Consider the following 22,109-nt stretch of genomic DNA (forward strand, 5'->3'; position numbering starts at 1 on the left):
CTCCCTCATTAAATCCAATTTGTTGCAATGAGCCTATTAACTCTCAAATTCACAAAGGTTGTCAGAAGCTAAGGTTAACGTTTGGCTTCTGCAATGTGCTGAGATGTGCAAGCGACCAATGGTAATTTATATGGCTTTGGAGTAAAATGACAGTAACACGGGAGGCGTTATGTCGAATACTGTTTCTAAGACCATCAACGGGCAAAAAGCAAAGTTTACTCCTGACATGGGCAACTTTAAGGTCAGTTTGAGCTATGAAGGCCTTGCGCTTAAAAAAGCCAGTGGTAACCAATCTATTGCCGACCTGAAACGCAAGTATGCGAGATAAATACGGAGTAACTCAAGATAAATACTGTTACCCCGACTCAGACGTTCTAGTCAATCTTCTAAATATTCGCGATGCTAATATACTAGCCGATGCTGAAGCTGAATTCACAGCACACCGTTATATAACTTACGAATCCTCTATACAGACTCTTTCAGATTTTTCACTAGATCATTTGAAGCATCTCCATCACCACCTTTTTCAGGATTTGTATGAATGGGCTGGGATCGTCAGAGATGTCGATATCTCAAAAGGAGATACTCGCTTTTGCACTTGGACGCGCATTGAGCCAGAAGCAAAAAAACTGTTTCACACTATACCCGGATTAGCTCACCATGAGAGTTATGACGAGCTAATTGAAAAAGTCTCAGATTTGTTTTGCGAAATGAATATTTTGCATCCCTTTCGGGAGGGTAATGGTCGAGTTCAGCGCTTTTTCTTTGAAGAGCTATTGTTTACGCTTGGTTATGATGTAACGTGGCCTAATATCTCTCAGCAAGACTGGATTGATGCCAATATTGCTGGCGTGAATTTAGACCTAGAATTGTTGAAAGCAATTTTTGCTCAGGCCATTTCTGAACGTTAAATCATCCTCTTTATCGATGGGATTTGAATACCCATACGCTTATGGCGGGTATTGAAATTGCTATAAGCGAGTCGGTGACTCAAAGGAACGATTAACCTTTATACTTACTAAGTATCGGAGAAAGTGCTATCTTGTTTGATACCCAAGAAGGGGTAATGATCTTTTAAAAGCTGCCAAGGACGAAACGCCCTCTCCATAAGCAAAACGCTTGTTTTTCCTCAAGAAAATAGTCTGGATCGTGTTTCCGATTATTTTATATGCAGGCACGATACTATGATCCAGTCATAGGGCGTTTCCAAAGAAAGCTGCCAAAAAGCACCACCCATGAAGTCATCACTCCATCGTTTATTACCCTGCAAATAATGAAACATGCTCATTGTGTAATTGTTAAGGCTGTAACACAATAATGTATTCATTGCCGTTATCACTATATAGAGCAGTATTAAATGAACGATGCCACAAGAACTAAATCAGTCACCCAGCCTTTGGCGGTGTTAAATATTGTTGGTTTAAGTCCTTATATGTTGGGAGAAAATACCCCTAATATAAATAAGTTGTTGGAACATGGGTATCAATCACACGCTTTATTGACTGAGTTTCCTGCTGTTACTACTACCGCGCAGGCTGCCATGCTGACGGGTAAACAAGCGTCCAGTCATGGTATTGTCGGGAATGGTTGGTATTTTCGAGATTTGGCAGAAGTCGGTTTTTGGAAGCAATCTAACGAATTGGTTCAGGCTAACAAGGTCTGGGATGAGCTAAAAGCACTTATGCCAGACATTAAGGTGTCCAAATTGTTTTGGTGGTATAACATGTATGCCAATGTAGATAGCAGTATCACACCAAGACCGCATTATCTCGCAGACGGTAACAAAATTTTCGATCTCTACTCCTCGCCGAATGGCTTACACCAAGACATTGAGCGCGAAATCGGTACCTTCCCTTTCTTCAATTTTTGGGGACCAAAAGCGGGTATTGGTGCGAGTGAATGGATTGGTAAGGCAGCGATAAAAGAATTTGAAAAAAATCGTCCTGATTTACAGTTAGTTTATCTACCTCACTTAGATTATTGTTTGCAAAAGCTGGGGCCAAATCACCCTTCCATTGCCCAAGAAATACGCGCTATCGATAAGGTTGTAGGTTCCATCATCGAAGCCTACGAAAAATACAATGTGGCGTTTTTACTGGTCTCAGAATACGGTATCACAGAAGTAAAGCAAGCGGTTCATATCAACAAAATACTGCGTCGTGCAGGCTACATTCAAGTGAGAGAAACTAGAATATCTGCAAATAAAGTCATCGAAAATATTGACTGTGGTGCTTCTTCAGCATTTGCAGTTTCGGATCATCAATGCGCACACATCTATTTTAATCAAAAAAGTCAACAAGATGCAGAGAAGATAGAAGCAGTAAAAACGCTACTTATGTCGACTCAGGGAGTCGATAAGGTGCTCGATAAAGTAGAGCAAGAAGCACTCGGCTTACGGCATGAAAGAAGTGGTGACTTAGTGGCAATCAGCAAAGCAGATGCTTGGTTTACTTACTATTTTTGGTTGGATGATCAAAAAGCCCCCGAGTTTGCGAAGACAGTTGATATCCACCGAAAAGTTGGATATGACCCCTGTGAAATGTTTGTCGATCCCGATATTCGATTCCCGCTCTTGCATATTGCTGGTCGGGTATTGAAAAAGAAATTGGGCTTTAGGTATTTAATGGATGTTACGCCTTTAAAACCTGAACTGGTGAAGGGTAGTCACGGTCGAGTTACCGATGATCCTAACAATGGCGCCATTTTAGTTGCTAAAGAACACCTGCTGTCACCTGACAAGCAATATAAGCAAACGGATGTTTTTGACTTGATAAAGCGGCATTTCGTCGCGATGTGAATTTCGGAGTTATACTGTAGTTCAGAATACAGATATACAAAAACGGTGGCTTTGTTCCCTTTACGCACGGCGGGAATTGAGCCAATTATAAATTTTTAAACCAACCCCAAATACCCAGTGAAAAATCTTCAAATAAGTTGATACCTAGCCAAGACTTCAGGAGATACAAGGCCAGTAAGCCGAAAAGGGTTGAGATGAGTACAAAAAAAGAAATGAGTATGGCCGATGTAATGGCAGAAATTTTTTCCTCACTCCGGCTCAACTCTCTGTAGTTTTTACCCACTAGAAAAACATAGTAAATTCTAGTGCGCGAAAAAGGGATGGCGAAGGTAGAACGCAAATCAATACTGTGCTTTTTCCAACTTCTTGCTCCCAATGCCGCATGAAGGTGCGATAGCTGCTCGTCTGAAAAGCTGTCCGCCACATCTTTAGGCATGCGTTGCAGAATATTGTTTACCGATTGTGTTCGTTGCTTGGGAATAGTATTTTTGTATAGTCTATTAGGGCTAGTCATGGCTAAGCTACTGTTGCTCATTACTATTTACGTTAACGCCTACTTCAATGAAAAGTTGAGCCTTTGTTGCTTTGAATAAGCGAAAATTGAGACAAATATGAGCGCTATAAGTGAATAAAAGGGAAATATAATGAATATATGGGACTTTTTAACTATTGGCTTGTATCTGGCTGGTTTGCTCATAATGGGGGTAATCCTCCGACATCAAGCCGACAAAAAAGACTATTTTTTAGCTGGACGTAGCTTAGGTTGGAAGCCTTTATCTTTATCGATTATGGCGACACAACTGTCAGCAATTAGTTTTGTATCAGCTCCTGCCTTTGTCGGTTTACGAGAAGGTGGAGGATTGGTTTGGTTGTCTTATGAATTGGCGCTACCACTGGCCATGTTGTTCTTACTTTGGAAGATTCTGCCTTCTCTGCACCGAGCCGGTGTTGTGAGCGTGTATGATTATCTGGAACAGCGTTTTAATTTGCATACACGCGTGCTGTTGAGCTTTGTATTTCAGATCAGTCGTTCGTTCGCTACCGCCATTATGATCTATGCGGTTTCTGTTATTTTACAGGGTGCAATTGGTCTAGCGTTTTGGCAAAGCATTGTTGCCATCGGTTTGATTACAGTCGTATATTCATTGCAAGGCGGTATGAAGGCAGTCGTGTATGGTGATGCCTTGCAAATGGTATTGATTGTTTTAGGGACTATCGTATGCTTGGCTTATGGCCTTTATCATATTGGTGGCCTTGAGCAGTTTTGGTCATGGCTAGAGCCTGGTAGAATGCAAACTTTGCGTTTTGACGCCTATGGATTTGATGGGCAAGGTTTTGGTTTTTGGCCGATGCTATTTGGAGGGATCATACTGTATGCCTCGTACTATGGTTGTGACCAATCCGAGGCGCAACGCGCGTTGTCAGCTAAAAACACTATCGACCTAAAAAAAATGATCTTTGCGGCCAGTATTTTGCGTTTTCCCATTACCTTGCTGTATTGCGGCGCAGGTCTAATTATTGGCACATTTGCGCTGAATACTCCCGAATTTCTCGACAAAATACCTGAAGGAAAGCCAGATTGGATGATGCCGGTATTTATTGTCAACTACATGCCAAATGGCGTGATAGGCTTGCTAATAGTGGCGATACTAGCCGCAGCTATGTCCTCTTTGAGCTCTGCCATTAATAGTCTTTCAGCCGTATCAGTAGAAGACTACTGTCGATTGACCAAGCAAAGCCTTAGTAACTCGCAATATTTATTAAGAGCTAGGTTTGTTGGCATTGCTTGGGGTCTTGTGACTTTGCTTCTATCATTTTTTGCCGGCGATATTGCACCAACTGTGATTGAGGCCATCAATAAAGTTGGTTCATTGTTTTATGGTCCTATTTTAGCCTGTTTTTTCCTCGGCTTAAGCACGCAATCGGTCATGGGAAAGCATGTAAATCTTGGGCTAATTGCTGGTGTTTTGACGAATATGGTATTTTGGTTATTCGTTGACGGTGTTTTTTGGTTTTGGTGGAACGTAATTGGTTTTGTTGTGACCACTACCGTATCTTTAGCGCTAAGTAGATTGCTCGCAACAAAGGCATTACCAGAGCCACAAATTGTCAATGAATATTCCGCAAAAAGCGGCAATGATTTGAACCGCATTGATATTGCCATTTTGTTAGCTTGGTTTATTGTGATATTGAGTGTATGTATTCTGTTAGGTGGGTGATAGAGGCTGTCTATTCTGATAAAAATACCCCTAGCATTGCTGATGCTATTGGAAGTATCATCACTGAATAACCTGAGTTTGATATGTGGTTATGTAATACCAGCATGCAGCGTAACGACCTTGCATGTTGAGAACAATACTTAATAAGGGAAGATTAATGAAAACCAGTCAACGGATAGTCATCAGTGTTACATCGGTCATTGTTACCTTCGTAGCGGGGGTAGTCGTAGGTAAACAAATAGACCAATATGCAAGTCAAGCACATGATGTTGCTGATGTCTCAACATCAGTTAATGCTCCAGCAGCAAATTCACCTGCGATCGAGAGTGTGGCTCAATTATCGACAAAAGTTTCAACAGCGTCTTTGCCCAGTTCTAGCGACGTCAATGAGGATATCCTACTCGAAATAAACGAACTATTAGTTCAAATAAAAGAAAGCCCAAGTCAAATGCGGCTCTCGCTAGAGTTATTTACAATTTTCGATACTTTGTCTGTCGAGCAATTGTTAAATTTTGGTGAGTTGTTGAGTAATTATGATGAGAGAGAACGCACATCAATCAGCTCAATAATCATTGCTCAATTACTGGAAAAGGCACCTGAAGAAGTCTTAGGATTTATGCAAAAACACAGCCACATGGCGGGTTCTCCTTTCTATGTAGACTCGATCAGGGCTCAAGTAGCCAAGAAAAAAGCAGAGTTGGGATTTGATTACTTGAACAACCTGCTTTACTCAAATGCCAAGGATGTCAATATGCGGGAAAATATGCAGCTATTGGCAGCCTTAGCAAAAACTAATATTAGCCGTGTCGTTGATGTACTTTTGGAATTGACTGAAAAGGGCGTAGAACTTGATAATAGCTTGATTCACCTTTCTTTCGACTTAAATACGAGTGAGGAACATCGTGAGCTTTTTAATCAATTAAGGCGCTTCGACGACATGTCATTGCTTGGCTCTGTGTTCGGTTCTTGGATTGAGCTTTCTCCAATGGACGTTTTCGATCGCTTGAACCAGATTGAAAATATAAATGAGCGCGAAAAGCTCACTGAAACAGCATTATTTTACTGGTCTTTACGTAAACCAGAGGCGGCCGCTAATTATCGTTTAACACATGCATCTAACAAGCTCGAAACCGTGAAAGACATCATGCGAACTTGGCCAAATGAAAAAGCGACTGAAGCTCTGGAGTGGCTATCTCAACAAAGCGACATTGATAGTAATTATCATAAAATAAGTTATTTGCGGAATTTGAGTTACCTCGAGCCTGAGTTTGTCGAGGCACACTTAAACGACATACAGCTGAGTGATGACCAAAAAATAGATTTTTACAAACAAATTTATCAAGGCTATCAACGTAAAAGTAGCACAGATGCAGAACAATTTGCTGCCAAGCTCCCCTTCGGCGATCAAATAATCGATAAGAAAGAAGAACCAATACCCGCAGAAGATCTTGTTTCAAAAATCAATCGAATATTCGAGCGGTATTATGATTACAAATATGACAAAGCCTTTGCCCTAGCAATGGACGACAAAGGTGGCTACGCATATTCATTCGTGGTGAATAAAGCATCACAAGACGAGGCGAATGCACTAGCCCTGCAACGCTGTGAACAACACCGTAAAAAGCACAATGTTGATAGTAGATGCCAAATTTACGCCGAAGGTGATATGACCTTGTTTAATTTAGCTCCATGAGTTTAACATTGGACAACTAAGGCACTATTTACGCATAGAGTATATGGTTTTACACTTACAATAATGATCGCTTGCTCCTATCCAAACGTTTAATATCGGTATGGTTATGAATCCTATGAATGCTTGTTGATTACCAAAACTTTAACGGGACATGACCACTGAATAAACAACGAGCGTTAAAGCTACTAGTTAAAAATAACAACAACAGGAAACAACATGAACAGCGCAACATTCAGGTGCGTATTCGCATTGACTCTCATCTCTAGCCTTGTGTTGGTCGGCTGTGGCAGTGATAACAATGCTGAGGTAACTCAAAAGCCAAAGTTTGAAATAGATAAGGATCCTTACCCAAGCACCTATCATCCGGCACCTAGTGTTGCCACCCTAATCACGAATGTGACCATTCTGGATGGCATTGGAAGCAAAATTGAAAATGGTAGTGTCTACTTTGACGACGGTAAAATTGTGGCTATTGGCGCCGATATTGACGTACCTAAGACTGCAAAAATAATCGATGGACAAGGCAAATGGGTGACGCCAGGCATTATTGATACCCACAGTCACTTAGGCGTCTATCCTTCACCTTCGGTGCAATCGCATTCAGATGGCAATGAAATGACGAGACCCGTTACCGCAGAAGTCCATGCAGAACACGCAGTTTGGCCACATGATCCGGGATTTCAAAGAGCATTGGCAGGTGGTGTGACCGCGATGCAAATCCTTCCAGGATCTGCAAACTTATTTGGTGGACGCACAGTGACCTTAAAAAATGTCCCTGACCGGACAATGCAAGATATGAAATTTCCCAATGCCCCTTACGGCATAAAAATGGCTTGTGGTGAAAACCCCAAACGCGTATATGGCAATAAAGGTGGCCCGATGACACGCATGGGCAATGTTGCAGGTTATCGCCAAGCGTGGGCCGATGCCCAAAACTATCAACGCACTTGGGATCAATACTATGCTGACTACGATGCGGGTAAAGATCCTAAGGTACCCAAGCGCGATCTCAAACTCGAAACACTTGTAGGTGTGTTAGAGGGTGAAATCATCGTGCATATGCATTGTTACCGAGCTGATGAAATGACCGTTATGATGGATGTAATGCGGGAATTCAATTACAAAATAGGATCATTCCACCACGCCATCGAGTCCTACAAAATTGCAGACAAACTTGCCGAAAATAATGTCTGTTCTTCCATGTGGGCCGATTGGTGGGGGTTCAAAATGGAAGCGTATGACACCGTTAAGGAAAACATCCCAATGGTTCACGCGGCAGGCGCTTGCGCGGTGGTGCATTCTGACAGTGATCTTGGTATTCAGCGCTTAAATCAAGAAGCAGCGAAGGCATGGGCGGATGGTCTACGCGCGGGTATTGAAATCAGTCAAGCCGAAGCTTGGCAGTGGCTTTCTGCAAACCCAGCTAAATCCTTGGGAATATTTGAATACACCGGTTCCCTGGAGACTGGCAAACATGCCGACTTGGTATTGTGGAGCGGCGACCCATTTTCGACTTACTCACAGGCAGAATTGGTCTTTATTGATGGAGGTCTTATCTACGATAGAACTAGTCCAGATAGTTGGCCGGTCAGTGATTTTGAACTGGGTCAGGTCGGTGAAGGAGACGCAAAATGAAAAAATGGATGTTAGTAGTTGGCACAATGCTGTTCTCATTCGTCGCGACTGCCAAGCCTATTGCCATTGTTGGCGGTACTGTGCACACCATGGGACCAATGGGAACATTGGAAAACGCTGTTGTACTCATTGATGACGGAAAAATTGTATTGATCACTAGTAAAAGTGCTGTGCCTGATGATTACATCTTAATAGATGCCTCAGGCAAAATAGTCACACCGGGCTTATTTGGTGCCTTGACTTCACTTGGCTTGGTCGAAGTTGGGATGTCCGCTGGTTCGATTGACAGTTCGGTTGTGCATGGAGAAGAGCGAGCCAACCCCGTATCAAGTGTCGGTGCTGCTCTGGACGTACAATATGGTTTTAACCCTGATTCTACGCTAATCCCTATTTCTCGTGTTGAGGGTATTACTGCGGCTGCGACAGGTATTAGTCGTGGGGACTATATGTTCAATGGACAAGGTGCCATTGTATCTTTGAGCGGTCACTTTGATTCGTTGATCAAGACAAATGCATTTATGCATGTCGATGTGAGCAGCAACGTATCAGATAGCCACGGAGGCAGCCGTGCGGCACTGTGGGTCTCTATCGAACAATCGTTCGCTGAAGCGGCATCGATCCGAAAGGTGTCAGGTTTTGCTGCGTATATGCCAAGAATGGAGTGGCATGGCATGACAACACGGCCTGACGCTGAAGCCTTGTTAAGCGTGTTAAATGGTAACATGCCCTTACTTTTTACGGCTGACAGAGCGGCCGATATTCTGCAAGTTGTGAAGTTTAAAGAACGGAACCCATCTATTAATGTCGTGTTAGTGAATGCTGTTGAGGCTTGGCGAGTAGCCGAAGCACTTGCACAAGCAGATATTCCTGTGATTTTAAATCCTGAAAACAACTTACCTGGCGGTTTTGATCAGTTGGGGGCAACCTTGACAAATGCAGCGCGCTTACACACTGCTGGTGTGCAGGTGTCGATTGGTATGGAAACACACAATATTCGTCTTGCTACACAGCATGCTGGAAATGCAGTGGCAAATGGTTTGCCGTGGCATGCTGGTTTAGCCTCCCTGACGATAAATCCAGCACGCATCTACGGTGTCGACGAGTTGTTAGGTAGTTTGGAACCAGGTAAGCAAGCAGATGTAGTAGTTTGGTCAGGCGATCCTTTAGAGGTGACTAGTCACGCTGAAGTCGTATTTATCAAAGGTGAGCAAATGAGTAACGAAACTCGTCAGCACAAGCTCCGTGATAGATATATGAAGCTAAACCAACAAACGCCGATGACGCATGTCAGACCCTAACAAATTTCCGTTTTTAATAAGGCTTGGCATTTATTGCAGGCTATCCCCTCTTTGATCATAAATACTTTAAGAGGGCACAGCCTGACAGCAAATATTTGAAAGGAAAGTCATAAAGCAATGAAAAAGCAAACAGCGTGGGTACATGTTTTATGGATTTTGGTGTTTTCTACTTCAGCTCTGGCAGAAAAAACGCCGGTTTGGCTGTCGAGTAAGACAGGGCTGGCTAGAGTTTTCCACGATTCAGAAACGGGGAAACTCTCAGGACTCAAAATCGTGGCACCGAGTCAATCATACGATGGCTTTATTAGTATGCATCCAAACAAAGCGATCATTTACGTTTTAGCTAGCGTTAAACAAGGTGAAGAGATCCACGCATACGCGATTGACGAAAACAATGAACTCGCATTAATTAATAAACTAGAGGGCTTACCAAGTGGCGCGGCACATATTCAAATCAATGAACAAGGCACAGTGCTTGCTGTTTCTTATTACAATAGTTCGAGTATCGGGCTTTATTCGCTTACCCAAGACGGCAAGTTAAGCCACACAATACATCAAGAAAAAGTATCTGGGAGCAGTGTTCACCCTAGTCGCCAGAAGAGATCGTATCCACACGGCAGCGTATTCAATGAGCAAGGGAACATTGCGTATTTTTCCGATTTGGGCAGTGATCTTATTTGGGCTTACAAAATCACAGGCGATACATCAGCAACCCTGTTACACAAAATAAAAACACCCGCAGGATTTGGTCCCCGTCACATTATTTTCGATAAAGATTATAACTTTGCGTATGTCACGCAAGAATTAATCGGCGGTGTAAGTGTATACAAACACAATGTTGAGACAGGCAATTTAATAGCTGTACAACATCTTAACCAAGTGGATGATGCCGCGAAAGAGCTTTGGGCAAATGTGTCTGATTTGCAAATACACCCGAGCGGTAAATTCTTGTATGTCGTTAACAGAGGTTTTGACCAAATCACAGCTTACAGAGTGAGTGAACAAAATGGCAAATTAAGCTTTATTGAGAATGAACCGGTGCGTGGTAGTATTTCTCGTCACATCGCGATTTCTGCTGATGGCAAGTGGTTATTGGCAGCGGGAGCCAATAGTGGCACATTGGCGTCTTTTAAAATCAACAGTGACGGCACACTCAATTACGTCCGCAGTATTGTGTCTGTGGAGACGCCTAAAGCCGTTTTTTTTGGACGTTGAGAAAGGGATTATTGTCTAGCAGCCTTTGAAAAGCGCTAAGAATTTTTTTGCGGGAAGGGGCTTGTAAAAATGGTAGCCCTGCAACGCGGTGATGTTCTTTTCTGACAAATAGTTAAATTCACTTTCTGTCTCCACGCCTTCCACTATGCATTCCATAGAAAAATGCTCACAGATATCGACAATTGAGCTGGTAATCACTTGATTGTCTTTAAGTGTGTCAATATCGGTGATAAAGCTGCGATCAATCTTGATGGTCCGCAATGGCAGTTTGTGCAAATATGACAAGGAAGAGTATCCGCTTCCAAAGTCATCAAGCATAATGGCGATACCTTCGTCATTAAGTTGCTGCATTTTGGCAATGGTGAGGCTCATATTATCAATAGCGACGTTCTCTGTAATTTCTATCCGTAGCTTGTTGTGCGCGACCTCATACCTGTCTAATGTAGTGAGAAGGTTTTCGGTAAATTGGGGCTGAATAAATTGACGAGGGCTAATGTTAATACTGATGTATTTTGGTTGTAAGTGTTTGTTGTTGCATTGAATAGTTTTAATGAGTTTACAAGCATTTTCGATCAGCCAATCACCAATTGGCAAAATTAAGCCAGACTCTTCTGCGACTGGAATAAATTCTGCTGGGCTGACCCAGCCTAAGGCTTCACTTTGCCACCTTAGCAAGGCTTCCGCCCCTAAAATAGCGCCTTGTTTGTCCACCAAGGGTTGGTAATAAATTTCGAATTCTTCATTTTGTACCGCTTGTCGCAATGATTTTTCAATTTTTGAGCGTTTGTCGGCTAAGGCTTGTAAATCACTACTGAAGAAACTAAAACCATTCCGATTTCCATGTTTTATGCGGTACATCGCTAAATCGGCATTTTGGATTAGCATTTGCGCTTGTATATCAATACAATTTTCGGCGTGCTCTTGCACTGGAAATAAGTTGATACCAGTGCTTATTGTAACCACAAGTTCATTTTCGTCGACATGTATGGGTTTCGATATTGTCTCTGACAACTTTTCTGCGATACGCTTTGCACGGGTTGTTGCTGAGGATTTCTCCTCGTCTAAGTCAACGACAAGCAGAGCAAATTCGTCTCCGCCAATACGTGCAAGGGTGTCACCTTCTCGCGTACATTTTGCAAATCGTTTGGCTATTTCCTTTAACACGCCGTCACCAAAAGAATGGCCTAAACTATCATTGATAACTTTGAAGCGGTCGAGATCGATATAAAAAATAGCGCCATACCGCCCACTTCTAATCGCGTTAGAGATGGCCTTTTTTAAGTTGGCATTGAACATTTTTCGGTTAGACAGTTGCGTTAGCGGATCCATAAGTGATTGTTCGCGCAGCTTTACTTCTGCTTTTTTTCTGGCGGCGATTTCATCTACCAAATTCTGATGTTGCTGGCATGCCAAGCAGCTAGTGGCAAGCTTTGTCATCATTGATACCAAGGCATTAATAATCTTGTCTTCAATAGCCTGATGTTTTCGTTCAAACACCAAAACACCAAATTTAGGCACTAAGAACAAATAACAATGTGTATGCGCCGACGGTGACACATACAAAGAAGGATTGTGTTGCGAATGAATACTGCGCGCTTCGCTTAAAATACTTGGAATGACATCTTGGTTTTTGTTCGGAAAACTCAAGGAGTCAAACTGCTCAGGACGAGAAGAAGACAAGTGCCAAAGCATATGAACACTACTTAGACTCAAGCGTTTTTGCGCACGCTCCATAAACACTTGCAACATCTCATGCAAATTAAGCCCAATCCCAATATTCATCGACAATTCATGCTGTATAGAAATGATTTGAAGGGCGTTACCCGCAGAGCTCAAAATAATTTCTCCCTTGAAGCAAACTAATCGTGTTGAACGACAATAGCGGTGACTGCCGTCTTGTTGTGCAAGTCTATGCCACCGGCCTTATTGGATGCTATTTCTCCTAGCACCAAGGCACCAAAAAGAGAGGTGTTTTCCCCCAACGAATTGTTTATACCCTGTAGCTCCTGCGCAAACTCGTCCTCTAAAAATAGCTTTCGACTAATACAGTCAAAGAGCAGTGCTGAGCTGGCTGCCTGGTTTTGTAATTTGTCTTCGATAGCCTTGGCGGCTGCGCTGATCAAATTATTAGGATCGCCCTTAAGAATATAGAGCATTGTGCTCTCGGGAACACGACCCACACAGACAAGTGCCTTGTCGTTTAATGTTATTGGATCGCGAACCAACAACTTTTCATCTAAACGCTCTAGACCGAAGGGATAGTTTGTGGCGATTTCAAAGAAATTGTCGCTGTCTATATCACGCCCATCGAAGCGTTTTATTACCTCTCGATAAACGTCGACAGCAGGTTCAAAATTAAGCTGTAATATCTGATTGTCATCGACTTGATTGGCTAGGAAAGGGCCATCTAGTACTTCCCAACCATGTCCGATAGCCAATTCAAAATCTTGTTTGATTGCCACGAGTATCATGGCATCTTGAACGATACCATTGGGCGTAAATAAACAAGGTTTTTGCTGAAAACTGAGTGAGCCTGCGCCACCACCAAATACGACCTTTGATTGACCGTATTCTTGAAACACCTGATTCATCGCATTGCCAATACCGCGCGTGAGGCCATCAATAAGCATTAATGTTGAAGAAAAGTCTTGCATGGCAAAACTAATATTAAATGCTTGCTCATGACATTTAGATACACCTTCAAACACCTGTACTTCGAGAGGAGCAAAGACAGGAATAACCAATATACCCGATTCAATTGTCTGCTTGTTGCGAATAATACTAGGGAATATGCCGCCAAATACCGGAATGTCGAGCGATCGCAGCATGGTATTGTAAGCGCTAAGGTCGGTATTTTCTTCATCGCAAGCGAGTAACAGAAAGCCGCTAGGATGAAAGCTCATCAGAGAATGTAAGGTAGCCGACAACACATCGGGCTCTAGACGTTCGATGTAATGTGCATCGCCAAATATTTGCTGCATACTCAACCTATAAATAAATTAATAGTGCCAGTCGGATACTTGCATTGATTTCAAATACCCGCGTGTATTAATTTCTAATAGACAGCACAACTTACTAGACGATGATTTTATCGGCAGTAATGATATTTAGTTTACATCATTGTTGCTTTGCAATGTTTATCTATAAAATCAGCTTGCATAGGCATAGTCGCAACAGAGGTTTCGATGACTTTTTGTATATGCGCCAGCCTTCGACTTATTTCAGACTCAGGCAAATTGTCCACAATGGGGTGGTAAGCTTGAGGTTGGAGGCCTTGGCCATGCATTACGGCGAGCCATGAAGTTTCGTCGAACAATTCGTTATCTTTTCTAAAAATTCGTCCATTGCTTGCATATAAATTGAGTTTATCCGTGACGCCTTGGGGGACATCCATGTGCTTACAATACCGCCAAAACTCGGTATCTTCTCTATCGGTGAGTTTGTAATGCAAAATGATGAAGTCTCTAATTTGTTCCATTTCTAATTTGCTTTGCGCATTAAACTCATCAATATCAATTTGATTGAAGCCCTGATTAGGGAAAAACGCCATCAGGCGAGATATGCCTGATTGGATGAGGTGTAAACCTGTTGATTCAAGTGGCTCAATGAAACCCGCTGAGAGGCCAATTGCCACCACATTTTTGTGCCATGCTTTTTCTCTGCGGCCTGTTTTCCAGCGGAGTTGGTTTGGCTCCGCAAGTGGTGTGTTTTCCATCTGTTGCTTGAGCACATCGACGGCCTCGTCATCGCTAACAAACTCGCTGGGATAAACATAGCCGTTTCCAATTCGATGCTGTAGAGGGATGCGCCATGTCCAACCTGCATCTTGTGCTGTTGAAATTGTGTAGGGATATACTTTGTTTTTTGCTTCACATGGCATGGCAACTGCGCGATCACAGGGCAGCCAGTGTCCCCAGTCTTCATAGCCGGTGTTGAGTGTTTTTTCGATCAATAGTGCCCTAAAACCAGAACAATCGATAAACAAGTCAGCGTGGATTCTTTCTCCATTTTCTAACAATAAAGCGTCAACAAAACCGTTGCTATTGCGGGTAAATACGTCTTGCACTTTGCCTTCGATGCGGGTGACGCCGCGTGCTTCGGCAAACTTACGCAAATACTCAGCGTAAAGAGTGGCGTCGAAATGGAAGGCGTATGGAATATCTGCCAATGGACTATTTTTGATGGGTTGAGGTCGGTTGAATTTGCCGCTGTAGGCTGCTGTGCAAAGCAACGAGAACTTATCTAATTCTGGTGCTTTGCCTAGTTGGAACATTTTGAGCCAATAATGGTGGAACTGAATGGCGTCCATGTTTGTGCCGTAACTACCAAAGGGGTGCATGTAGGCATGGCCTTTTTGTCGCCAATTGGCAAATTCGATCCCTAGTTTAAACGTGCCTTTTGTATGTTTGACAAAATCGTTTTCGTCCAAACCTAACAGCTTGTTGAAGCGTGAGATTTGTGGGATGGTCGCTTCGCCAACTGAAACAGTGCCCACTGCTTGAGATTCTATAAGGCGTACTTTTAGTGCTTTGTTTTCAAATACTTTTGCTAAAGCCGCGGCTGTCATCCAACCGGCGGAGCCACCGCCCAAAATTACGACATCATTAATTGGACTGGAATCAGTGTGCATGTTTTAACATCCTTCTTTTTTAGTTAAGCATCACAGCGGGTAAACTTGAATGGCTATATTCTCTCTAGGTGAAGTTGAACACAAAACAAAGTTGTCGTAGACCCATCCATGGGGACGCCAAAAAGGCATGCTTGCCTTTCAGGCTTTGTTTTGTGATCAACTATACTTAAAAAGGGAACATAGCCATTAGAATTCATACTAGTGCTCTATGGCATGTGCGAATTTTTGTTGCAATTTACGCAACATGCCTTTGATATCATCGACTTGAAAGCTCACTACGTCGACTTCTTTTGGCCATACTTGTAGTGCAAGATACAAATTTACCCATACCTCTCTTGGTACAAGATCGTGATCGACTAAATAATCCGTGCCTTTTTGAGCAAACAAGTTTGCACGTTTGTTTATTGTGTTTAGCAAATCCTCAGTAAAATTGGGGCTATATAGTAAGTTAAAGCTTTGTGTAGACAAGTAGGTAGTCATTGCATCTGCATCATGGATAAAACAGGGCATTAAATCGAAACAATACGTACCTAGCAAGACTTGTTCAAATTGCTCGTTACACAGATTTAGCATGTGCTCTGAAGCTGTATTCAAGAAATACATTAGCCACGTGTCAATGATTTTTTCATAGGTACAGGTGCCAGCGCTAACGTTGATGCCATTAAATAACTCGACATCGGAGAGACACAATAAATTTTTAGTCCACATTGGCTGCTTGCTATCTAACAAACTCTGATAAACAATTGCTGGTGCGTCAGAAATTAGTATGTTTGGGGCACCGATTAATTGCCCGATTTGTTCGCAACTCAGTGCAGGCGTGGCGGTGCTGCTATTCGTTTCTGCTTGCTTATACAGAGTTGTGTAACGCACAAGAGAAGCATTTCCGAGTCGTTTGGTTTGAATAACATGCCCGTTACTCATATACAGACCCTGTTCAACCGTATTCTCAGTAACGAATGTTTTGATTGTAGACTGCAATTCGGTCTTGTTTTTTCTGAGATCTATAAAATAGTCAGCGCCCACTTCACTTTGTCCGATTTGCTTAATGAAGCCAACTTTGTCACTGTTGGTAAGCGGGTCATCATGCTGAAACGTGGTGCAATGCCAATTTTCTGTATAGGCCAGATGAATATTGAGTTTACTCAGTAGTGGAGCAACTTTATTGAGCAACAACTCACTTTGTACATTGACGTTGATTTTTAAACTTGAACGAATATTGTTGGGATTGTTGCTCGGTAGCATGGATTTTTTCATGCGTTGACAAGTGCCATTGAGCGAATAGCTACTGAGGCTGAGATCGAGGGCTTCATGCTGATACAAGCGTGTGTGATTGAGCATGTGATGAAAATCAACACCGTTCAACGAAACTCCCATACTTGCAATGCTGCAGTAGGCAGTACTTATTTTTTCTTTATCAAGCATGTTACATACTTTGTCTGCATAATGTATCTGGGCGTTACAATGCTTTAGTAAATCCTGAAAACTTAGCCCCAGTGCTGACAATAGCGAGATGTGCGATTGCGTCAATGTGCTCACAGACATTGTTGAATGAGTGTTCTCAGAATGACTGGATGCCGTCGTGATGTGCCGCACTAAGGGGGCAGACGATACAATCTTAATTTCGATATCTGGGTGCGCGCGATGTAACTTTTGATAGCATTGCAGAGCAGACAATACGGCCTGTGCCGAACTTTGAGCATCGTTGGCTAACATAGCTAAGCTTAACATTAGGCAATCTCGCTTTTATGCGCAGTATCGCCACTGTACTTAGCGCTGCCGTACAGCGAAGGGGCATGGAGTATTTGATGTTTAGCAATATGTGCAAAGTTCTTATTTTTTAACGCAGATTCATGCGTTTGCATATTCGCCGCATAGTTTTTTACTTCTCTATAAATCAAGTCAAGAGCAGATTTAGCATTTGATGGCTGCAGTTGTGTCACTTGCGCCATACTTTGTTTGGGGTAGTGACGTTGCCCCATGAGCACAGCTACCCAACTGGGTGACAGAAACAAGCCATGCTGATACGGCAGAATATGCCCTGTTTCCTTAAAAAGTTCAAAACGCTGTGCCAGTGTATCTGGAATACTCATGTGTTTGCAGTAGCGCCAAAATTCGGTGTCTTCTCTGTGTGTGGCGTGGTAGTGCAAAATAAGAAAGTCTCTGATTCGATACATTTCGGTATCAAAACAGCGATTGAACTCTTCGGCATGGATGTGCATGTCGTTTGTACTCGGAAACAATTCGAGTAGTTTCATGATGTTTGCTTGAATCAAATAAATGCTGGTGGATTCCAGTGGCTCTAAAAAACCGCTAGATAAGCCAATTGCCACACAGTTTTTTACCCATGCTTTTTTGCGTTGTCCGGCGCAAAATGCAAGGTGATTAGGTGTGCTCAGTTGTTTCCCTTCCAGCTTGCTCAAGAGGACATCCAGTGCATTGTCTTGGCTGGTAAAGGCATCGCAGTATACATGCCCATTGCCTAACCTTGTCGTTAAGGGTATGCGCCACTGCCAACCTGCCTCGTGTGCAATGGCTTTTGTGTAGGGAAGAGGGGCAGAGTCAGTTTCACACGCGACGGCAACGGCACGATTGCAGGGCAACCAATGTGACCAGTCTGCATATCCGGCTTTCATAACTTGTTCTATTAATAGTGCGCGAAACCCTGAACAGTCAACGAAGAGATCAGCGTGAACCCGCTCGCCATCACCACAGATCAAACTATCAATTTCGCCTGTGCTACTGCGACAAATAACGTCAACAATTTTGCCTTCTTTTCGTCTTACACCTAAACTCTCGCTGAACTTTCGCAAGAACTTTGCATACGCAGTGGCGTTGATATGATAAGCGTAAGAAAAGGTTGAGCCAACATGATTTGGATCAGGGTGCGGCATATCAAATTTACCGTCCAATGCGGCTACAACAGGTAGCGAATACTCATCCAAGTCTTTTGCTAAGCCACGTCGATATTGATCCAGCCACACATGATGAAATTCAATGCCTTGTATCGAGTGACCATAGTCGCCAAAAGGGTGGATGTAGGCATCGTTTTGTTTGCCCCAATTTGCAAATTCGATACCTAACTTATATGTGGCATCGGTGGCTTGCATAAATGTATTTTCGTCAATACCGAGGCGTTGATTAAAATAGCGCAAGTGGGGGATAGTCGCTTCGCCTACGCCCACGGTACCAATTTGTTCAGACTCAATCAGAGTGACGTTTATGTGTGATGGCAACAGTTTTATCAAGGCCGCTGCGGTCATCCATCCAGCCGTGCCGCCGCCCAAGATGGCTACATGTTTGATGTTAGAATGCCTAGCTGCTTCATTTTGTTTTTGTGACATGACTGCTTACCATCAACAAGCGCTGAGTAATGGAATTTAATTTTTACCATATATCAGGGCAAGTTCCACTGACAAGTGAAACTTTGTTATAACAAAAACAGCAGAGCGCTAGGGACGACGCTCTGCTGAAAGATAGAAAAATTTCTATCTAAGACACACATTTTATTGTTAGAAGTTACCTCTCAAAACAAGTGCAAATCGCCTATCACTGACAAACACACCCCGGGTAGCTAGGTCTCCCGCTTGATTGACTTGCATCCGTGTCACAGATTCGGTGTCAAGCAAGTTGGTCATTTGCAAGCCGACTTGAATGTTTTCATTTACGTCGTAGTAAATAGAGCCATCGAGGAAGCCGGCCTCTTTACTAAATATTGGCAGTTGCGTGATAACGTCTCGGGTGGTCAACAAGTACTGAGAACGCCAGTTATAAGCCAAACGGGCGTCAATGCCATACTTTTGGTATAACAAGGTCGAGTTAAAGGTGTGTTGTGACAAACCTTCAAGAGGCACGCCAGTAAACTGAGAGCCTGATGTCAGCGGGTTCCCTGGACTATCTGGTGATAAATCGGAATTGGGTGACCCTTTCTCGTCAACGTAAGTGTAGTTAAGTTGTAAACCTAAGCCATCAAAGCCTTCAGGTAAATTTTTGAAATACTGTTGATACGCCAATTCAAACCCGTGAATCCTACCACTGTCTCCGTTAGTGGACTGCATTACCTCAACAACCTGAGTCGAGCCATTATTGGTAAATTCCTGCGGGTTAGAGCCTGTTATAAAGTAGTTCTCTAAGTCCTTGTAAAACAGTGACGTAGTTAAGCTACCATCTTCAGCAAAATACCATTCAAAAGTTAGGTCAGTGTTGATTGCTTCCATCGGCTGCAAGTTAGGATTACCTGCGTTGGCCTCGTAGCGACGATAACGCGTACTAATAACATCGTTTTGCCCATCACCGTCACTGTCGACGTCGCCGCGTTCAACGATTTGTTCCCTTGACGAAATCACAAATCGATTTCGTAACAAACCCAGTTGAGGTAAGGCAATCGCCTCTGAAAGACCAAACCGGATGAGGAAAGTATCGGAAAGCTCAACTTTTAAATTGAAACTTGGCAATATGGTGTCATAAGTGCTTTGACTAACCAAGTCGACCGAACTGTTGTCACCAAATGCTGCTTGATCAGAAATAAGGAAGTTGTCCAGCGCATTTGGATCTTCAGGGTGAGGACGGTTGTCAGGGAAGACGATAGCGCCTACCGTTTCGTTTTCGAGCTCAACATATCGTGCACCAAAGTTACCGGTGTAGACAACACCATTGTCAAGCTCGCCCTCAAAGTTTGCTTTGACATAAAATGCGGTGGATTCTTCAATAGTTGTATTTATTTCACCCGGTAAAAAATCTGTCCCAGGAATGACACCGTCTCTTTCATTTAGCGGCCTCCAGCCACCCGAAATGGCTTTTAAGTCAGGAATAGAGCCTCTATAGTCGCGCGCAACTGATAACGCGGGGAATAGCAAGTTTTGTCCGCCTTCTATGTTTAATACGCCGCCTCTCGCAAAATTGTCAAAGCTAACGACTTCAGTCTCAAGAGCGCCTGTTCGTTCATCATCAAACCAGAAGTTAGTGCTGGTGTCTCCTGACCATGGTGTGGTTAGGTTACCCCAATTAAACGTTGACTCTCTGGTGGTTTGGTCACGCTCAGCATAGCGCACCCCAGCAGACAACGATGTAATGAAACCGCTTTCAAATATATATTTGGAGTCGAAGCGGATACTCGTTTGCTCGCCTTCGTTGTCTGATAAGTGATCCATGGCACTGCGCCAAAAGGTGTAACGTGGATCAGTAAAGTAGTTTTGGCTAGGGCTATCACTGCCACTTGCAAAGCCTGGGTTTCTAAGCTCGATGCTAGGGATGTCAGATCTCAAATCTAAGCGGGGTACTAGGTAGTTACCGCCTTGCACCTGAAAATCCAAAATTTGAGTGTCGGCTTCAACACGTTGTAAGTCGAAGTTAAACGCCAGTTGGTCTGTCGGGGTATATTCGACGTTTAAGTTTATATCCTGAACCGTAGATTCGTCGTTTCTAAAACGCCCCACCATTGCATGCAGTATTCCGTATTGACCGCCTGGTTGTCTTTCAGAATCAGCGCCTCTCCATCCTTCGTTACCGGTGAGATAACCATTCTGGAAAAAGCCGTTATCACCAAATTCGTATGATGTACCTGCTGCTGGCATGGTTGAGCCAATGATGTTATCGTCAGCCCACTCAACTGCATTTTCTGTCCAAGCTAACGCGGCGTCTGAACGAATAAACTCTGCGGTGACCGCAACGGTATTATCTAGGTTTTCGTATTGTAATACTGCAGCAAAGCCTTCACGCTCTCTATCATCTTTTTTGCGGGTAAAGCGCGTTGATCTAGGCACAAGTTGATTGTCAAAGGCGGCATGCGCATCGTAGATACCCACTTGCGCACCATCTGATTGCCCTTGTAGTTTAGAGGTTGAAACATTCAACAACCAACCAAATCGCCCTGCATCATTTTCAAAGGTATCACTATATAGCGCAAATAATGAAGGTTCGGTTTCTTCTATGAAATCACCGTAAGTCAGGTTTGCGGCAACAGATATTTTTCTGCCCCCACCATTGTCAAAAGGCTTCTTGGTGACGAGGTTGACTGTGCCGGCAATACCACCTTCGACCATGTCAGCTGTATGGTTTTTAAATACTTCAACGCTACCAATTAGCTCTGGTGGAATATCTTCAAAGCTCAGTGAGCGACCTGAATTTGCGGTAAAAGTGTCTCTTCCATTAAACTCACTGCGTACTTGCGTAAGACCACGAATGACGACGCCGCTGCCCTCAGTACCAAAGTGGTCAGGGTCGTTGGGTGCGGCAAAACGGCCGATACTGACGCCTGGCACACGAGATATTGCTTCTAGTATACTGGTATCGGGTAATGCACCGATGTCGGATGCAGAAAGTGCATCGAGTAAGGTTTCGGCTTCGCGGCGCATGTTTTGAGCATTGATAAGTGCGCCACGCGTACCCTTAACGTCTATGACTTCGACCAAAGTCTCGTCGTCGGCCTCAGACTCTTGTGCGTTGATACTAGTCGATGTGATGCCAAGTAAGGCCGATGCGACTAAAGAGTATTTAAACCGTTTTTGTCTAAATACGTTTCGATTTTTTTTGTGTTGAGCAATGTTAACCATATTTACTTCCTAGTTCCCCTGTTTGCCAGAGATATTACGTTTTGCTTTCTCTCGCTTGGTAAAACAGAAATCGC

General features: G+C 43.3%; 15 protein-coding genes. 8 read left to right on the forward strand and 7 right to left on the reverse strand.

The window, feature by feature from the left end:
- Positions 1-169: 169 nt before the first annotated feature.
- The 3 genes from ACFOHL_RS07170 to ACFOHL_RS07180 all read left to right on the forward strand — a co-directional run bounded on the left by ACFOHL_RS07170 (position 170) and on the right by ACFOHL_RS07180 (position 2,797).
- Positions 170-328, forward strand: a complete 159-nt coding sequence (locus ACFOHL_RS07170) for a hypothetical protein (protein WP_376919534.1) — start codon at positions 170-172, stop codon at positions 326-328.
- A complete protein-coding gene (locus ACFOHL_RS07175) occupies positions 318-911 on the forward strand; it encodes a Fic/DOC family protein (protein ID WP_376919535.1) in 594 nt (197 codons plus the stop codon). Before ACFOHL_RS07170 ends, ACFOHL_RS07175 begins: the two co-directional genes overlap by 11 nt.
- Before the next feature lie 446 nt (positions 912-1,357).
- The gene (locus tag ACFOHL_RS07180; protein ID WP_376919536.1) at positions 1,358-2,797 is read left to right on the forward strand and encodes an alkaline phosphatase family protein; all 1,440 of its coding nucleotides are present in this window, start codon (positions 1,358-1,360) and stop codon (positions 2,795-2,797) included.
- 85 nt (positions 2,798-2,882) lie between these two features.
- On the opposite strand, the gene ACFOHL_RS07185 is transcribed toward ACFOHL_RS07180, so the two are convergent.
- Positions 2,883-3,332 (reverse strand): 3-phosphoshikimate 1-carboxyvinyltransferase, encoded by a 450-nt coding sequence (locus ACFOHL_RS07185; RefSeq protein ID WP_376919537.1) that lies wholly within the window; start codon positions 3,330-3,332, stop codon positions 2,883-2,885.
- Between the two features lie 109 nt (positions 3,333-3,441).
- Between ACFOHL_RS07185 and ACFOHL_RS07190 the strand changes: the two genes are divergently transcribed.
- The 5 genes from ACFOHL_RS07190 (at position 3,442) to ACFOHL_RS07210 (ending at position 10,857) form a co-directional block, all read left to right on the forward strand.
- Positions 3,442-5,016, forward strand: coding sequence for a sodium:solute symporter family transporter (locus ACFOHL_RS07190; protein WP_376919538.1), 1,575 nt, complete (start codon positions 3,442-3,444; stop codon positions 5,014-5,016).
- Between the two features lie 157 nt (positions 5,017-5,173).
- Positions 5,174-6,709, forward strand: coding sequence for a hypothetical protein (locus ACFOHL_RS07195; RefSeq protein ID WP_376919539.1), 1,536 nt, complete (start codon positions 5,174-5,176; stop codon positions 6,707-6,709).
- A gap of 216 nt (positions 6,710-6,925) precedes the next feature.
- Positions 6,926-8,344: an amidohydrolase gene (locus ACFOHL_RS07200; RefSeq protein ID WP_376919540.1), complete on the forward strand. Its 1,419-nt coding sequence runs from the start codon at positions 6,926-6,928 to the stop codon at positions 8,342-8,344.
- A complete protein-coding gene (locus ACFOHL_RS07205) occupies positions 8,341-9,642 on the forward strand; it encodes an amidohydrolase family protein (RefSeq protein ID WP_376919541.1) in 1,302 nt (433 codons plus the stop codon). The genes ACFOHL_RS07200 and ACFOHL_RS07205 overlap by 4 nt, the downstream gene beginning before the upstream one ends.
- A gap of 117 nt (positions 9,643-9,759) precedes the next feature.
- Positions 9,760-10,857: a lactonase family protein gene (locus ACFOHL_RS07210; protein WP_376919542.1), complete on the forward strand. Its 1,098-nt coding sequence runs from the start codon at positions 9,760-9,762 to the stop codon at positions 10,855-10,857.
- A 15-nt stretch (positions 10,858-10,872) separates the two neighbouring features.
- Here ACFOHL_RS07210 and ACFOHL_RS07215 read toward each other — a convergent pair whose 3' ends face one another.
- From ACFOHL_RS07215 to ACFOHL_RS07240, 6 genes are all read right to left on the reverse strand, one after another.
- Positions 10,873-12,693: a putative bifunctional diguanylate cyclase/phosphodiesterase gene (locus tag ACFOHL_RS07215; protein WP_376919543.1), complete on the reverse strand. Its 1,821-nt coding sequence runs from the start codon at positions 12,691-12,693 to the stop codon at positions 10,873-10,875.
- Between the two features lie 23 nt (positions 12,694-12,716).
- A complete protein-coding gene (locus tag ACFOHL_RS07220) occupies positions 12,717-13,838 on the reverse strand; it encodes an FIST signal transduction protein (RefSeq protein WP_376919544.1) in 1,122 nt (373 codons plus the stop codon).
- 131 nt (positions 13,839-13,969) lie between these two features.
- Positions 13,970-15,487, reverse strand: coding sequence for a tryptophan halogenase family protein (locus tag ACFOHL_RS07225; RefSeq protein WP_376919545.1), 1,518 nt, complete (start codon positions 15,485-15,487; stop codon positions 13,970-13,972).
- 198 nt (positions 15,488-15,685) lie between these two features.
- A complete protein-coding gene (locus ACFOHL_RS07230; RefSeq protein ID WP_376919546.1) occupies positions 15,686-17,215 on the reverse strand; it encodes a hypothetical protein in 1,530 nt (509 codons plus the stop codon).
- Entirely contained in the window at positions 17,215-18,828 is a 1,614-nt protein-coding gene (locus tag ACFOHL_RS07235; protein ID WP_376919547.1) for a tryptophan halogenase family protein, read from the reverse strand. The genes ACFOHL_RS07230 and ACFOHL_RS07235 overlap by 1 nt, the downstream gene beginning before the upstream one ends.
- Before the next feature lie 168 nt (positions 18,829-18,996).
- Entirely contained in the window at positions 18,997-22,035 is a 3,039-nt protein-coding gene (locus tag ACFOHL_RS07240; RefSeq protein WP_376919548.1) for a TonB-dependent receptor, read from the reverse strand.
- Between the last annotated feature and the right edge of the window lie 74 nt (positions 22,036-22,109).

Source organism: Agaribacter flavus (assembly GCF_042646125.1).
Classification (GTDB): Bacteria; Pseudomonadota; Gammaproteobacteria; order Enterobacterales; family Alteromonadaceae; genus Glaciecola; species Glaciecola flavus.

Excerpts from the sequence above, each read along its gene's own strand:
- ACFOHL_RS07200 (WP_376919540.1), top strand. The coding sequence starts at position 6,926 with ATGAACAGCGCAACATTCAGGTGCGTATTCGCATTGACTCTCATCTCT.
- ACFOHL_RS07185 (WP_376919537.1), bottom strand. The coding sequence starts at position 3,332 with ATGAGCAACAGTAGCTTAGCCATGACTAGCCCTAATAGACTATACAAA.
- ACFOHL_RS07225 (WP_376919545.1), bottom strand. The coding sequence starts at position 15,487 with ATGCACACTGATTCCAGTCCAATTAATGATGTCGTAATTTTGGGCGGT.
- ACFOHL_RS07170 (WP_376919534.1), top strand. The coding sequence starts at position 170 with ATGTCGAATACTGTTTCTAAGACCATCAACGGGCAAAAAGCAAAGTTT.
- ACFOHL_RS07240 (WP_376919548.1), bottom strand. The coding sequence starts at position 22,035 with ATGGTTAACATTGCTCAACACAAAAAAAATCGAAACGTATTTAGACAA.
- ACFOHL_RS07175 (WP_376919535.1), top strand. The coding sequence starts at position 318 with ATGCGAGATAAATACGGAGTAACTCAAGATAAATACTGTTACCCCGAC.
- ACFOHL_RS07190 (WP_376919538.1), top strand. The coding sequence starts at position 3,442 with ATGAATATATGGGACTTTTTAACTATTGGCTTGTATCTGGCTGGTTTG.
- ACFOHL_RS07230 (WP_376919546.1), bottom strand. The coding sequence starts at position 17,215 with ATGTTAAGCTTAGCTATGTTAGCCAACGATGCTCAAAGTTCGGCACAG.
- ACFOHL_RS07235 (WP_376919547.1), bottom strand. The coding sequence starts at position 18,828 with ATGTCACAAAAACAAAATGAAGCAGCTAGGCATTCTAACATCAAACAT.
- ACFOHL_RS07180 (WP_376919536.1), top strand. The coding sequence starts at position 1,358 with ATGAACGATGCCACAAGAACTAAATCAGTCACCCAGCCTTTGGCGGTG.
- ACFOHL_RS07210 (WP_376919542.1), top strand. The coding sequence starts at position 9,760 with ATGAAAAAGCAAACAGCGTGGGTACATGTTTTATGGATTTTGGTGTTT.
- ACFOHL_RS07220 (WP_376919544.1), bottom strand. The coding sequence starts at position 13,838 with ATGCAGCAAATATTTGGCGATGCACATTACATCGAACGTCTAGAGCCC.
- ACFOHL_RS07205 (WP_376919541.1), top strand. The coding sequence starts at position 8,341 with ATGAAAAAATGGATGTTAGTAGTTGGCACAATGCTGTTCTCATTCGTC.
- ACFOHL_RS07195 (WP_376919539.1), top strand. The coding sequence starts at position 5,174 with ATGAAAACCAGTCAACGGATAGTCATCAGTGTTACATCGGTCATTGTT.